The organism is Roseofilum sp. SBFL, from assembly GCF_017746885.1.
Lineage (GTDB): Bacteria > Cyanobacteriota > Cyanobacteriia > Cyanobacteriales > Desertifilaceae > Roseofilum.
In genome coordinates this window covers 1-15,388 of record NZ_JAGHZH010000193.1, presented here as the reverse complement: position 1 = coordinate 15,388, position 15,388 = coordinate 1, and the positions used below count along the sequence as shown (strand labels likewise).

At 45.0% G+C, this 15,388-nt stretch carries 11 protein-coding genes; 6 read left to right on the top strand and 5 right to left on the bottom strand.

What is annotated here, in order from left to right; genetic code table 11:
• Positions 1-142: 142 nt before the first annotated feature.
• Positions 143-445 (bottom strand): Mo-dependent nitrogenase C-terminal domain-containing protein, encoded by a 303-nt coding sequence (locus J7545_RS22295; RefSeq protein ID WP_318700090.1) that lies wholly within the window; start codon positions 443-445, stop codon positions 143-145.
• Between the two features lie 652 nt (positions 446-1,097).
• Here J7545_RS22295 and J7545_RS22290 point away from each other — a divergent pair.
• The 6 genes from J7545_RS22290 (at position 1,098) to rpe (ending at position 12,529) form a co-directional block, all read left to right on the top strand.
• Positions 1,098-3,377, top strand: coding sequence for a putative PEP-binding protein (locus J7545_RS22290; protein ID WP_318700091.1), 2,280 nt, complete (start codon positions 1,098-1,100; stop codon positions 3,375-3,377).
• Between the two features lie 72 nt (positions 3,378-3,449).
• Positions 3,450-4,550, top strand: coding sequence for a hydrogenase formation protein HypD (gene hypD, locus J7545_RS22285; RefSeq protein ID WP_318700092.1), 1,101 nt, complete (start codon positions 3,450-3,452; stop codon positions 4,548-4,550).
• A gap of 276 nt (positions 4,551-4,826) precedes the next feature.
• Complete coding sequence (locus tag J7545_RS22280; RefSeq protein WP_318700093.1) at positions 4,827-10,274, top strand: AAA family ATPase; 5,448 nt, start codon at positions 4,827-4,829, stop codon at positions 10,272-10,274.
• 272 nt (positions 10,275-10,546) lie between these two features.
• Positions 10,547-11,095, top strand: coding sequence for a peptide deformylase (gene def / locus J7545_RS22275; RefSeq protein ID WP_318700094.1), 549 nt, complete (start codon positions 10,547-10,549; stop codon positions 11,093-11,095).
• 17 nt (positions 11,096-11,112) lie between these two features.
• Positions 11,113-11,649, top strand: coding sequence for an SRPBCC family protein (locus tag J7545_RS22270; protein ID WP_318700095.1), 537 nt, complete (start codon positions 11,113-11,115; stop codon positions 11,647-11,649).
• Positions 11,650-11,827: 178 nt separating this feature from the next.
• Positions 11,828-12,529 carry a ribulose-phosphate 3-epimerase gene (gene rpe, locus J7545_RS22265; RefSeq protein WP_271939130.1) on the top strand — a complete coding sequence of 234 codons (702 nt, stop codon included), beginning with the start codon at positions 11,828-11,830 and terminating at the stop codon, positions 12,527-12,529.
• Between the two features lie 91 nt (positions 12,530-12,620).
• Here rpe and J7545_RS22260 read toward each other — a convergent pair whose 3' ends face one another.
• From J7545_RS22260 to J7545_RS22245, 4 genes are all read right to left on the bottom strand, one after another.
• Positions 12,621-12,968 carry a XisI protein gene (locus J7545_RS22260; RefSeq protein WP_318700096.1) on the bottom strand — a complete coding sequence of 116 codons (348 nt, stop codon included), beginning with the start codon at positions 12,966-12,968 and terminating at the stop codon, positions 12,621-12,623.
• Positions 12,944-13,372: an element excision factor XisH family protein gene (locus J7545_RS22255; protein ID WP_318700097.1), complete on the bottom strand. Its 429-nt coding sequence runs from the start codon at positions 13,370-13,372 to the stop codon at positions 12,944-12,946. Before J7545_RS22255 ends, J7545_RS22260 begins: the two co-directional genes overlap by 25 nt.
• A 3-nt stretch (positions 13,373-13,375) precedes the next feature.
• Entirely contained in the window at positions 13,376-14,308 is a 933-nt protein-coding gene (locus J7545_RS22250; protein WP_318700098.1) for an NAD-dependent epimerase/dehydratase family protein, read from the bottom strand.
• A gap of 85 nt (positions 14,309-14,393) precedes the next feature.
• Positions 14,394-15,260 carry an MBL fold metallo-hydrolase gene (locus tag J7545_RS22245; protein WP_318700099.1) on the bottom strand — a complete coding sequence of 289 codons (867 nt, stop codon included), beginning with the start codon at positions 15,258-15,260 and terminating at the stop codon, positions 14,394-14,396.
• Positions 15,261-15,388: the final 128 nt, after the last annotated feature.

Sequence of the window (15,388 nt, the reverse complement as noted above, 5' to 3'; positions counted from 1 at the left end):
GTCTACTCCACCACTGACGGCGATCGCAGTTTTTGGTTAGCTCGATCGAACCACTCAGATAGTAACATAGCTCCTGAACTCTGAAGAGGAGTTACAGAAACTTGTCTGTACTCTTCTTCAGAAGGGGAATCGGCAGGAGAGTTTAGATATAAGCTTCGATATCTTCACCACACTCGTCGGCGAGAAAGCACAGACAACGGAAGCGTAGATTCATGAGTTCATCGTATAGGGGATTGAGCTTGCACATGGGGGGGATGTGGACGAGGGTGCGTCCAAACAGCTTGATATCCCGGGCAAAGGGACATTGAGCGGGGATAAGCTTGACAATCAATCTAGCGATTTCTGGACGCTTGATCTCTAAGGAGTTTAACCGTTGACGAATCGGATAGAACAGATCCCAGTGTATGGGAGAGCTGAACGTGATGTGACTAATTTTGATTAACATAAATCCTCACTCCTTGGGGTGAGATAGATCGATTTTTTTGGGTTAGAAGGCGGTCGTTTCCCCATTTTTTCGGTCATCCAACTAGAAGATTTCAGAGTTGGTTTTAGAGTTTTTGATGGCTTCTAGTTGTGGATAGTTCCTTCTGAATCAAAAAAATTAAGGGGGAACTATTGAGGAGTTTAATTGGAGGTTAACGAAATCGGGTTTTGATGGAGACAATCGTTCACTTGTCACATGAATTGGGTGCTGGAATAGGTTGCTCATGGGTGAGGCTACTCCGATCAAAAACTACCTTCTCTAAGCTTTAATCTTAAATTGAGGGAGCAGAACGATAATGTCACAATTATTTAATGATTGCAATATTAGGTTATGTTTGGCAACTTTTCTTTGAGTAAGATTCGTCTGTGGAATAAATCGCCAACAGGAAGACAAAATGGATGATTTCGGTGTAGATTTATCTCTAAAAAACAGGGGGATCAAGAAAGTTAAGCATAGGGAGGTGTTGAGAGTAAATTCAACTGTTCATCAGGAACTAATTTAGGGGCAATTGAGGGATGGGTTTAACCCCGCGGAAACTAGAACAGCGAAAATACCCATTAGAGTGATTACAATTAGGTGAATAGATGAAGATATTTGGCGATCGCCTGCACCCATGAATCCGATTTACTGGCTCACTGAGATTCAAGATCAACACCGCTCATCCGTGGGCGATCGCATCTGGGATTTAAGCCAACTCCTTCGGCAGGGCTATCCCGTATTACCGGGTGTGGCAATCCCGAATGAGATCAGACAACAATTTTTACAGTCCTTGCACCAATCTCATCCTCTGTTGACTCAACAAGTGAGCGTAAAGGTTTCCCGATCTGCCCAGAAAACGCCCACCGATCTGATGAATGAAGACTGGGAGATTCAATTACACCAAATGACTCAAGGGATTCGGGAGAAAATCCTCAGCACTCCTCTGGATTGGCCAGAGTATGGTAAGGTGCTGGAGGCGATCGCCACTTGGGATGGGAATTTTGTTCTCTGTCGTCCCTCTCTCCGCTTACCCAAACTGCTAACCCCCCATCAACAAAACAGCTTTTCTCGCTTGTGGAGAACTTGGGCAAGTCCCAAAAATTCTGACGCTTTAGCCCATACGATTAAACAAATTTGGGCCGAAGTATTTCGCAATAAGTACTTGCTCTACTGGCAATATCAAGGCATTGCCTTAAATCAGATTAGGATGGGTATTCTCATTCAACCCCTACAGAATGAACCCATGAGTGGGGCGATCGCAACTCAAGATCGGGACGTGATAATTGAAGCGACGTGGGGACTGGGATATCTCGCGAGTGAACCTCAAGTCAGTGGCGATCGCTATCAGATTCACCTTCAGCCTTACCAGCTTAAAGAGCAACAGTTGGGTCACAAACGTATTGCCTACCAACTCTCTGGTGAATCGTCAACCTTATCCCTGCATACTCCCCTATTAAACAGTAAGGACTGCCTCCTGTGTGCCTATACTCTTGATTCTTCCTTAGTCGATCAACCCTGCTTAGGGGAAGCACAAATCCAATGTTTAGGCGATCGCACCCTAGCCCTAAAACAACAGTGGTACGATCGCTTCAGCCTCAAGTGGATCGGCAATCCTGACTTAAATTGGTGGATTACAGACATTATCCCGCTAAATGACAAAAAACTCTCTTCAGGTTCCTTCCAGGGCGTAGGGGCCGCACCAGGGGTCGCTATGGCTCCAGTTTTGGTCTTACCAGAGCAACTCGAACCGATGATCTTAACTCCAGGACAAATTATTGTTAAACGAGCGATCGCCCCCCAAGAAACCTGGATCTTAAGCGGGGCAGCAGGTTTGATTACAGAAAAAGGTGGAATGACTAGCCATGGAGCGATCGTGGCTCGGGAATTAGGCATTCCTGCCCTCGTGGGAGTTGAACAAGCCACCTGCCACTTCGTAACCGGAGATAAGATTAAAATTAATGGTGAAACGGGAGAAATTATTACCGGGGCAAACCCTGATTCACCTAACCGGATTGAACTTCAGGATGAAAGCAAACCAATGACGGTAGGGGCGAAAACGGTTTCGCCCCTACACGCAACAAAGCTTTGGATTAATCTCTCTCAACCCCCTTCTGGGGATCTTTCAGGCTTAGATGTGGATGGGGTGGGATTATTGCGATCGGAATTATGGGCAGCCAAACTCTTTCCAGGTGTTCAATGGTGGAGAGATGGCGATCGCTTCATGTCCGAATGGTTGAACAATCTACAAGAGTTAGCCCGGAGTTTTTACCCTCGTCCTATTTATTATCGTTCCTTTGACTCCTTTGAGCCTTCTCCTATACGAGGAACCTTAGCCTGTGACATAAATGATTCTAGATCCACCCTATTGGATTGGGAGTTAACGGTGCTAGAAAACTTGCATCGCCAAGGTTATCAGAATATTCATTTAATGTTGCCCTTTGTGCGGACAGTTGAGGAAGTGGTTGCCATCCGTAGGCGGCTAGATCGACGGCAATTATCCCAGATGGAATTATGGATTATGGTCGAGGTTCCTGGAGTATTGTTGCAAATTTCAGAGTATATCAAGCTGGGGATTGATGGTTTAAGTGTGGGAACCAATGATTTGATTCCCTTGTTATTGGGTTTGGAGCGCCAGCAGTGGGAGCAACATCGACAGAGTTTGAATGCTCTCCATCCAGTGGTGTTAACCGCTTTGGAGCAGTGTATTACCCAAGCACGAACTGGAGGAATTAAAAGTAGCATTTGTGGTCAAGCTGTAGTGAACTATCCCCAGTTGATTAACCCTTTAGTGCGCTGGGGCATGACATCAATTTCTGTCGAGATGCCTGCTGTAGAGCGAGTGCAACGGGCGATCGCTCGTGCAGAGCAGGAGTTGATTTTGGAAGCAGTGCGCAAAGGGCAGATGAAAGCGTAAGTAAAAATTAAAAATTAAAAAAGAGAGGGGGTTTTCCTTTTTAATAGTGGGGAAGAGTGGGGAGTAATGGTTATGAAATTTGTTGATGAATATCGGGATGCTCAATTGGCGCAACGGATGGCAGCGGCGATCGCCGAAATTACGACCCAACCTTGGACTATTATGGAGATTTGCGGCGGCCAAACCCACTCGATTATTAAGTATGGCATCGATCAATTGTTGCCAGAGGAGATTACCCTGATTCATGGGCCGGGATGTCCGGTTTGTGTGACTCCAGTGACGCTTATCGATCGGGCGATCGCGATCGCCTCCCATCCCCAAATCATTCTCTGTTCCTTTGGGGATATGTTACGGGTTCCCGGAACCGACAAAGACCTGCTCAGTGTCAAAGCCGCAGGCGCAGATATACGAATTGTTTATTCTCCCCTCGATTGTCTCAAAATTGCCCAAGCCAATCCAGAATCTCAAGTAGTCTTTTTTGGGGTCGGTTTTGAAACCACTGCCCCCGCCACTGCCATGGCGGTTTATCAAGCCAAACAACAACAAATTCACAACTTTTCCCTTCTCGCCTCCCATGTCCGCGTTCCTCCAGCCATGGAAGCCATTCTCTCCTCCCCCCAATCTCAAGTACAGGGATTCCTCGCAGCCGGTCATGTTTGCACAGTGATGGGATATACCGAGTATGAACCCTTAGTGGAAAAATACCAGATTCCCATTGTCGTCACGGGGTTTGAACCCATAGACATTTTTCAGGGATTGTATCGCTGCATTCAACAGTTAGAAGGGAAAACAGAAGCAGTTGCCCTTGATAATCAATATAGCCGTTCCGTCCGTCGCGAGGGCAATCAACCCGCCCAAACCCTGATCGATCGAGTCTTTGAAATCGTCTCGCGCACCTGGCGCGGCATTGGGGAAATCCCCGATAGTGGCTTAGGACTGCGGGCAGAATATTGTCCTTGGGATGCCGAAAAGCGCTTTACCGACTGGCTCGATCCGAATCCCCCTGTACTGACAACCGAATGTATCAGTGGTGAAATCATGCAAGGCGTAAAGAAACCCCATGATTGTCCGGCTTTTGGCACGCGCTGCACCCCAGAACATCCCCTCGGTGCGCCCATGGTTTCCTCCGAAGGCGCTTGTGCTGCTTACTATCGCTATCGAGGGAATCATTGACACTCCAGACGAGGAGATACGGGGAGATGGGGACACGGAGGTAGGCAATAGTGCCATGACCACATTAAAATAGCGGGACTTGAACAAACCCTTGAACTAAAGTTTACCTGTAGTCTAGTCAGGGCAAAAACATCAGATCGAAGCTCCAAAAATGCTTGCAACCCTTGCCTTAAATCGATTAAGACGCAATCATTTGTTGAAAATACATAACATAGGTTAAGGTATATAAGATAAAATAAATGATAAAAATTCTCAATTACTTAATACAAGCCAATTATGTTAGTAGACCGTTTGCCGGATATTCCGGGCTATCAAATTAGCGAACTCATCCATCAAAGCGATCGTACCCTTGTCTATCGCGGTTGGCATACTGATAGTGAGCAACCCGTTATCATTAAATTAATGCGAAATGAGTATCCTTGCTTTAACGAATTAGTGCAGTTTCGCAATCAATATGCCCTTGCTAGAACTCTCGAGATAGAAGGAACGATCTCCACAATCGACTTAAAACGCTACGAAAACCGCTACGCGTTGATAATGGAAGATATGGGGGGCATATCTTTAGCCGACTACCACAAAAACAAGACTCTCTCTATCGGCCAATTTCTGGAGATTGCCATTCAACTGGCTGATATTTTGCACCATCTGCATCACAGTAATGTTATCCATAAGGATATTAAACCCGTAAATATACTAATTCATCCGGAAACAAAAAAAATTAAATTAATAGATTTTAGCATTTCGACTCTATTGCCCAAAGAAACCCAAAACGTTCAAACCCCGAATGTTTTACAAGGGACTCTTGCTTATCTATCCCCCGAACAAACCGGACGAATGAATCGAGGCATTGATTATCGCAGCGATTTTTATTCCCTTGGAGTAACATTTTACGAACTACTAGCCGGAGAATTACCATTCTTGGCTGACGATCCTCTCGAGATCGTTCACTGTCATATTGCTAAAGCTCCCCCTCTAATCAATCGCCAGTCACCGATACCAGGAACTGTGGTAGACATTGTAATGAAATTAATGGCAAAAAATGCTGAAGACCGCTATCAGAGTGCCCTCGGACTCAAGTACGACCTGGAAAAATGTCTAGTACAATATCGAGAAGCCGGGAAGATAGCGCCATTTGCATTAGGAGAACGAGACATATGCGATCGCTTTCTGATTCCCGAAAAGCTCTACGGACGGGAAAAAGAAGTCAAAACTCTACTAGAAGCCTTCAATCGTATTGCTGAAGGGAACAGCGAAATGATGCTGGTGGCAGGATTTTCCGGTATTGGCAAAACTGCCGTTATCAACGAAGTCCACAAGCCCATTGTCAACAATCGCGGTTACTTCATCAAAGGAAAATTCGACCAATTCAATCGCGATATTCCCTTCTCTGCTTTCGTCATCGCCTTCCGAGATTTGATGGGGCAATTACTCGGAGAATCCGATGCCGAATTGCAAGAATGGAAAGCAAAAATTCTCAAAGCTGTGGGAGAGGGCGGACAAGTTCTCACTGAAGTAATTCCCGAACTCGAACGCATTATCGGAGAACAACCCCCCGTCCCCGAACTCTCCGGTAGTGCAGCTCAAAATCGCTTTAACCTCCTCTTTGAGAAATTTATTGCCGTTTTCACTACCAAAAAACACCCCTTAACCCTATTTCTCGATGACTTACAATGGGCGGACTCGGCATCATTAAACTTGCTGAAAGTCCTGATAGGAGACAATCGGATGGGGTATTTGCTCCTGCTGGGTGCCTATCGAGATAATGAAGTCTTCCCTGCCCATCCGTTGATGTTAACTTTAGCGGAATTAAAGAAACGCGACGACCTACCGGAATGGGCGGATTTTTCCGACCGAGACGCTCTGCAAACCGCAAAAGAACAAAAAACAACAATTTCTACTCTAACTCTAGCCCCCTTATCAGTTGCTCATGTCAATCAATTGGTTGCGGCGACCCTCAGTTGTTCGGTCGAGTTAGCCCGACCTTTAACCGATTTAGTCCATCAAAAAACGAAAGGAAATCCCTTCTTTACCACTCAATTTCTGAAAGGATTGTATGAGGATGGATTAATTATATTGAATCCAAATTTGGGATATTGGGAGTTCGATTTGGTGAAGGTTCGAGATGAACTGCTGACGGATGATGTTGTCGAATTTATGGCAGGACGTTTGCACAAATTGCCGGAGGGTACGCGAAAAGTCCTGAAACTAGCCGCCTGTATCGGCAATCAATTTGATTTAGAAACCTTAGCGATTACCTGCGAAATGCTTTCGGAGAAAGTCGCTGCCGCTTTGTGGAGCGCCCTGCGAGAAGGATTAATTTTACCCCAGAGCGAAGCCTATAAGTTTTTCCAAGAATGGAAGCAAGAAGACGGTCGAGCAGAGGGAGTTATTGTCGGTTATCGCTTTTTACACGATCGCGTCCAACAAGCGGCTTATGCCTTGATTCCCGAGGAGCAAAAACCAGAACATCATCTCAAAATCGGTCAGTTACTATGGAACAATACGCCAGAATCGCAACAAGAAAAAGTATTATTTGATATTGTCGGCCAAATGAATTTGGGTGCAACAGCGATCGCCGAACAAGAGGAACGAGATCGTCTCGCCACACTCAACTGGCAAGTAGCCCAAAAAGCCAAAAGTGCGACTGCTTATAAAGCCATGTTTGATTATTGCCTGCAAGGCTATGAATTACTAGGAGAGGGAGCTTGGGAGAGGAACTATCCAACCGCTTTGAACTTAGCAACCGGAATCACCGAAGCTGCCTATTTACAGTCCCATTTTTCCACCATGGAAAATTGGCTTGAGGAGGCAATGAGTCACGCGATATCTCCCCTAGATCGAGTTAAACTCTATGAAATCATAATTCAGTCCTCAATGATGCGAGGTCAATTCTCAAAATCTTTAGAAGCTGGACTGGAACTATTAGCACTCTTTGGAATTGAGTTTCCCGAATCTCCCAGTCAAGAAGACATGCAACAGGCTTTGGCGCAAACAGCACAATTATGCGAGCAATATACGTTTGCAGAGATTCTCAATCTACCCGAGATCGAAGATGAAGTCAAAATCGCCACACTGCGGATTTTATGCTTGCTGTTTGCCCCGGCATCCAATGCCAATCCGACCTTAGCACCATTAATTGTTACCAAGCAGATGAATTTCTGCTTGCAACATGGCAATAGCAATTTTTCGGCTTCCGCTTATCTGAACTATGGTTTGCTCCTGGGCAATATTGTTGAAGATTTAGACGGGGCCTATCGATTTGGTCGCTTGGGACTGGATTATCAGGAGCGCTCTTGGGATCGAACCCTGAAAGCAAAAATCTTGATGACCTTTCTCACGTTTATCAGTTTGTGGCACGAGCCTCTCAGAGATAGCCTCGAACTCTATCTAGAATGCTATGCTGCGGGCTTAGAGGTAGGAGATTTCGAGTCGGCTGTTTTTGCATCTGCTGGTTACTGTTGTATCTTTTTGCTAACAGGCAATACGCTATCAGAGTACATCGAAAAGCTCGAAGTCTATGGAGCATTTACCCGACAAATTAGTCTCGATCTGGTTCTCGTTCAATTTGAAATACTGCTTCAATTTGGGTTGAACTTGCTCGGGGAATCTTCTCAACCTCATTGCTTAACAGGACAAGCTTATGATTGGGAGACTCGATTGCCCCAACACTATGAAACCAATAGTATCGGTGCAATTATGACGTGCCAAACTATGCGAATTTGGCTTTCTGTTTTATTCGATCGTCCAGAAGAAGCGATTGCTTATGCCGAAGCCACCGAACCTTATTTTATCAGCCTCAAATCTGTGGCATTCTATCCAGTATTTCGGTATTATGAGGCTCTGGCTCGCTTGGCGATTTGGGAAGATGCCGATGGCGAAACCCGAAGCAAGATAGAAAAACGAGTCCGCGATATCCAAACTCAATTCTCGGCTTGGGCGGCTCGCGCCCCCATGAACTACCAACATAAATGGGAGCTGATTGAAGCCGAAAAACAGCGCGTACTTGGAGATCGCCTTGCTGCCATTGATGCTTACGATCGGGCGATCGCCGGTGCTAAAGAAAATGGCTACATTCAAGAAGAAGCTCTCAGCAACGAACTCTTTGCCAAATTTTATCTCAATTGGAGACGAGAAAAAGAGGCTTCAGTATATATGCAGCAGGCCTACTATTGTTACGCTCAGTGGGAAGCTAAAGCTAAAACCGACGACCTCGAGAAACGCTATCCCCAACTACTCTCCCCCATTCTCCAACAGCAACCCTCAAATTTGACTGCTAATAGTACGATTACGAATTTCGCCAAAGGAAGAATTATCAGTACCAACGCCTCCACCGGAGAACTATTAGATTTAGCGAGCCTCATGAAAGCATCTCGAAGTCTCTGTGAAGAAATTGACCTCGATCGCGCTATTGCCAACTTCATGCAAGTCATCCAAGAAAATGCTGGTGCTGAAACGGTTGCCCTGATGCTCTTTGAAGAAAACACCCTCATGCTAGTGGCCCATGCGACAGGAGAAGACATGTCAGTGGCCAGTATTCCCGTCGAAACCAGCGATCGCATCCCGCTAACCCTCATCCACTCCGTCAAAAATACGCACGAACCCCTCGTCTTGGACAACGCCAAAGAGGCCAAAGACTATGCAGGGGATACTTGTATCCAAAAGTATCAACCCCAATCAGTATTTTGTCTGCCTTTGATTGACCGAGGGCAACTCATCGGCATTCTCTACTTGGAAAATAATCAAGTGAGTGGTGCATTCACCCGCGATCGCATTGAAATCTTGAATTTACTCTGTTCCCAAGCCGCGATCGCACTGCAAAATGCTCAACTCTATGACACAGAACAACAAGCACGAAACGATCTCCAACAAGTCTTAACGGATCTACAAGAAGCGCAGTTGCAATTGGTGCAAAGTGAAAAAATGGCCACCCTGGGCAATCTGGTCGCTGGGGTCGCTCACGAAATCAACAACCCTGTTGGTTTTATCAGTGGCAATGTGAGAGTAGCACAAGAATATTTACAAGATTTGCTGGACATTCTTTCTCTCTATGAAGAAAATACATCTCCTTCTGAAGAGATTGCCGAAGAGATCGAAGAGATAAATCCCGATTTTATCCGTGAGGATTTCCCCAAACTGATTGAATCCATGCAAGGCGGTTGCGATCGCATTGCTAAAATCAGTACCTCTTTACGAACTTTTTCGCGCACAGATACGGATAAGAAAACCGAGTTCAATTTACATAAAGGACTCGATAGTACCTTATTAATTCTCAAATATCGCCTCAAAGCCAATGGAGAGCGCCCGGCGATTAGAATTTTAAAAGATTATGGTGAAATTCCCGAAGTCAAATGCTATGCCGGACAAATCAATCAAGTGTTTATGAACTTATTGGCGAATGCGATCGATGCCCTCGATGAAAGTAATGAAGGAAAAACTGATGAAGAGATAGAATCTGCCCCCAATTGCATCACTATTAGCACGAAACTAAGCATAGATCGAAAAAGTGTTGTTGTCACAATTATTGATAATGGTATGGGAATGTCAGAAGAAGTGAAGGCGAAAATATTCGAGCAGGGATTTACGACTAAAATGGTCGGCAAAGGAACGGGTTTAGGGATGACGATCTCCCAACAAATTATTGTCGAAAAACATAGAGGTTCGATCGCTTGTACTTCAGAGCTGGGGCAAGGAACAGAATTTATGATCTCTCTGCCTTTAAATTGAATTTATCACTTACCCTTTTTTGTCAAACTGGGGTAAGATATCCCTCTTCTGTCACGTTTCGAGAATTAAGATACAATAAGATAGAAGCTCAATGACTGAAAGCAAGACACAGTAATGGATGTAGAGTTACAAATCTTAAAACATTTGCTGCATTGTATCAATCAGGAGTAATAGAGTATCAATCAATAGTAATGCAGTAATCATATATTCTTAAGGGCTATTGCCTTTTGCCTATTGTCTTTTACCTGACTTCTGTAAGAAGTCCAATCCTTATGACAGAGCCTTCAGAAATCTACCAATTAGGTCATCCCTTGCTGCGAACTATAGCCCAACCCATCGCCAACCCAGAAGATACGCACATTCAAACCTTAATTCAAAACTTAATTGAAACAGCACAATTGAGTCATGGTGTCGGCATTGCAGCCCCTCAAATTGGACAACTTTACCGTTTACTCATCGTCACCTCTCGTCCCAATCTGCGCTATCCTAATGCTCCCAAGATGGAACCCACCCCACTGATCAATCCCCAGATTATCAGTCATTCGGATACTCAAATCAAAGGATGGGAAGGATGTTTAAGTGTTCCCGGAATTCGAGGATTAGTGCCTCGATTTACCGAAATTGAAGTTGAATATATCGATCAAAAAGGCAAAAATCAGCGCCAGATATTCACCGATTTTGTAGCTCGGATTATCCAACACGAATTCGATCATTTGGAAGGCAAACTCTTTATTGATCGAGTGGAAAGCACTCAAGAGTTAATGAGTGAATCGGAATATCACCGACAAATTGTTGGCCATCCCATGCCTTCCCATACTTAACGTTTTATTTCTTCACCATGAATCAAGCAACTGCATGGATCGATCGCATTGCCAAAGCTTGTAATACTGAACCATCCGCGTCTTTAGGTGATGGTCATATTTCAGTGAAAACGGAACCTTGGGGATTGGGAGGGGGCAGCGCGATCGCTCAACTCTATCTTCCCCTGAGTCGTCAACAATGCTGGCAAAAAGTCAGCAACTACTCCCAATGGGTCAATTATTTTCCTGATATTACCTACAGTCAAGTCTTGCCCAAAAGCCAGCAACTCTATCAAAAAGGAATCAAAGACTTTATTCTCCTACGTGTGGAAGTAGAAATTTATCTCCAAATCCGGGAAACTTGCAACCAAGCCATAGAATTTGAACTCCTTAAAGGATCTTTCTCGGAATTTCTTGCCTATCTTCATCTTCAAGACTACCAACAAGGAACCCTCTTAAGCTATGCAGTTCAAGCTACTCCCAATTTCCCGATTCCTGCGCCCTTCATTGAACAAGCTTTGAAGATCGAATTACCAGCTAATATGCGACACATGCGCCAAGTCCTTTGTCCTTAGCCTTTTGCACTTTGGGCAGGTAATGAGCATTGGTAACCAGTTAAGGCTGTAAGCTAGGGGAAGCAAGAGGCAAGAGGCAATGCAAGAAAACTGGGTTTATTGACCCAGGGCTAGGGTAATGCTAAAGACTTTGTTAAAATAATAGAAATTCAGAACGCCTTGGAGAATACCAATCGTCATGCCCCAAAGCCAAAAACCCATTGTTATTGCCCCTTCTATCTTGTCCGCCGATTTTAGCCGTCTGGGAGAAGAGATTAAAGCTGTGGATGAAGCCGGTGCAGACTGGATTCATGTGGATGTCATGGATGGCCGGTTTGTCCCCAATATTACCATCGGCCCGTTAATCGTGGATGCCATTCGTCCTGTGACTCAAAAACCTCTGGATGTTCACTTGATGATTGTGGAACCGGAAAAGTATGTTGAGGGCTTTGCGAAAGCAGGTGCGGATATTATTTCGGTTCATGCCGAACATAATGCTTCCCCTCACTTACACCGGACTCTAGGACAAATCAGAGAGTTGGGTAAGCAAGCAGGAGTCGTACTGAATCCTTCTACACCTTTAGAGTTGATTGAGTATGTTCTAGAATTGTGCGACTTGATTCTGATCATGAGCGTTAACCCAGGGTTTGGGGGACAAAGCTTTATTCCCGCAGTGGTTCCCAAAATTCGCAAGTTACGCCAAATGTGCGATGAGCGTGGACTCGATCCTTGGATTGAAGTTGATGGTGGCTTGAAGGTGAATAATACTTGGCAAGTCTTGGAAGCGGGAGCAAATGCTATTGTTGCCGGTTCTGCGGTATTTAAAGCTCCGGACTATGCTGAAGCAATTTCTGGAATTCGCAATAGTAAGCGTCCAGAACGGGAGCTAGTCACTGCTTAAAAATATATGGGGTGAAAGATTTTTGCTCCTACACAGCCAAACCTAACCCATCTGTTAGGTTTGGCTTTTTTTAACCCAACCGACAGGAAAATTAGGCGATCGCATAGCCAGTATGTTCTCGCACTTGCGGAGGATGAAAGGCGAGAACAATAGAATCTTTAGGAACTCCAGCCGCTACCAGTTCCTCCGTGATGCTATCTTCAATGCCATCATAGTGAATCCAGATTTTATGGTTGCGAAATTCAGCATGGACAATGCAACCATGAACCCTTTTGTTATTTTCCCACCCTTCATCCATCAACATAAAGTGGTTACCATCCCGACTGACCACCACATAGGTAATGACTTCACCATAGCGATAGGGAAGATTAGCATAATATTGCAGGATTTGCTCCAAGGTTTCACGCCATTGGTCTAAAGTTGTATTGGGGGTTTCCATTGGATAATTGCCTCGCTATTTAGGTCAAAAACAAGGATACAAAAATCGGGTTCTGCTAATAGGAGCTGTCCAGCTTCCTCTTGAAATAGGGTGTTAAAAGTGTCTGTACTAACCGCAAGATAAAGTAAACGAGTAGGCTCTGTTCTTTGCAGTACCCTAGCGTATAAAAAGAATTGTCCCCAAGCCTGTTCAAGATCATGGATCGGAGAGGGACTTAAGAAGCTCTTGATTTCAACTGCGATTTTTGTGCTGCCTCGTTCAGCAGCAACCAGTTTTTCTGCTCCTAAGTCCACAAATGTAGATCGTTTACCTATCTTCAGGATAAGTGGATCGTCAGTGATTGTCCAACCGTCTTTAACCAAAGCTGTACAAACCACATCATGATAAATATCCTTTGCAGGCATAATTTAACCCTTCAAGATTTGGTCATCTAGGGAAAAGTCTACCTCTAGTTTATCTTTACCTTGAACCAGATAATCGGTTTCAAAGGAATCTTTTAATCCAGATACAAGGTCATATTTGGGTTGCCAATTGAGTTCGGTTTTGGCTTTGTGAATATCGGCGAAAAAATGCTGAGAGCGCATGGGGAAGGCTTTGCGTTTGCCAAAGTCAAATTGTTTGGGATCATAATGGACAATCCGGATATCTTCGGGGGATTTTCCGGCGGCGATCGCGCAAGCTTGAGCTAATCCATCAAATGTAACATAGCGTTCCCCAGAAATGTTGTAAACTTGACCGATCGCTTGGGAATTGCCCAAAACTGCCTTCATCGCTTGGGCTAAGTCGTAACAATGTCCCAATTGGGTAATGGCGTTACCTGTACCGGGTATGGGAAGGGGGCGATCGCGCACAATACGGTCAAAAAACCAAGCTTCTAAAGGATTATAATTCAACGGGCCGTAAATATACGTGGGGCGAATCGAGGTAAACGGCAGTTGCTTTTCACTGAGATATTTTTCTGTTTCAAACTTTCCTTTATGGCGGCTTTTCGGGTCTACTGGATCGCCTTCTATGTGGGGCATTTGCTCGGATTTCAAGTAAACTCCCGCAGAACTCATATAAACAAAATGTTTCACCTTACCCGCGAATAAATCCGCTAGGGGTTGAGTATCGCTGAGTTCCCGACCATTGTTATCGAAAATAGCATCAAATGCTTCACCGGCAAGCTTATCTTGGATTTGGCTGGCATCCGTGCGATCGCCATGAATTTCCGTCACCCTTTCCACTGGTGCAGGTTTATTGCCTCGATTAAATAAGACCACTTCATGACCTTGTTCCACTAATAATTGGGTTAAGTATACGCCAATAAACCGCGTGCCACCCATTACCAAAACTCGCATAGCGTTTCCTTATTTTTACAGATAGTTTTTCCAGAGTCTAAACTCTAGTTTATCATCTCAGTAGTTATTGCCTTTTGCCTTTTACCTATACCATCCATTGCAAACACTTCTGAAGTTCAGCTTGCATGACCTCCACAGGAGCGTGATAGCGACGACCATGGCCAGGTAAAACCCACTCAAAGCGGTAAGCGGTTAATGTTTTCATGGATTTGAGTAATTCATCCCAGGAATAGGAACAATGGCGACGGAAGGCAATTAATTGTGGTAAATAATCTGACCAAGCTAGATGATCGCCGGTAAACAGAAATTGATTTTGGTACAGAAGAACCGTGTGACCTTTGGTGTGACCGGGAACCGGGATAATCAGGAGATCGGGAGCGAGTTCGATCGCCTCTGTCCCCGTTAGAGGTTGTTCAATATCTTGGGTATCGGCGGTGATATCATCTTCATGTAACAGGCGATCGCAGCCAAAGCGATCGTGGAATTTCTGATGATCGGCCACATCATCCATGTGGGTTAAATACATCCACCGTATCCCTCCCATCGCTTCAATCCGTTTCACCAGGGGAGGGGTAAACCGGGGAGAGTCCACTAAAACATTTCCTTCTGGATGCTGGATGAAATAACTGGCTGCACCGAAAGAGGATGCTGAATGATAGCCACAGTGATACACATTTTCGGCGATGAGTAAGGGAAAGGTATCTTGAGCGGTTTTGATATCTTGGGGTTTTTCGACTGTACCAATCGAAGCAGTTGGACAAGCGAGCAGAGCTTGTAGGGCACTTTGGCGATCGCCCAAATTCTCCGGTTGATGGTAGACTGCCGATTGTCCATTATCGCGGTGGAAAACCTGCGGAGCCATCCAACGACAGGTATCGCAGTCAATACAAGTCCGATCGACAAAGAAATCTCCAGCTACATTTTCTTCTCGTCGTTTGGTTGCGGTTGCCATAACATTTATAGGGAATAGGGAATGGGGAATAGGGAATGGGGAATGGGGAATGGGGAATAGGGAATGGGGAATAGGGAATGGGGAATGGGGAATAGGGAATGGGGAATGGGGAATGGGGAATGGGGAAT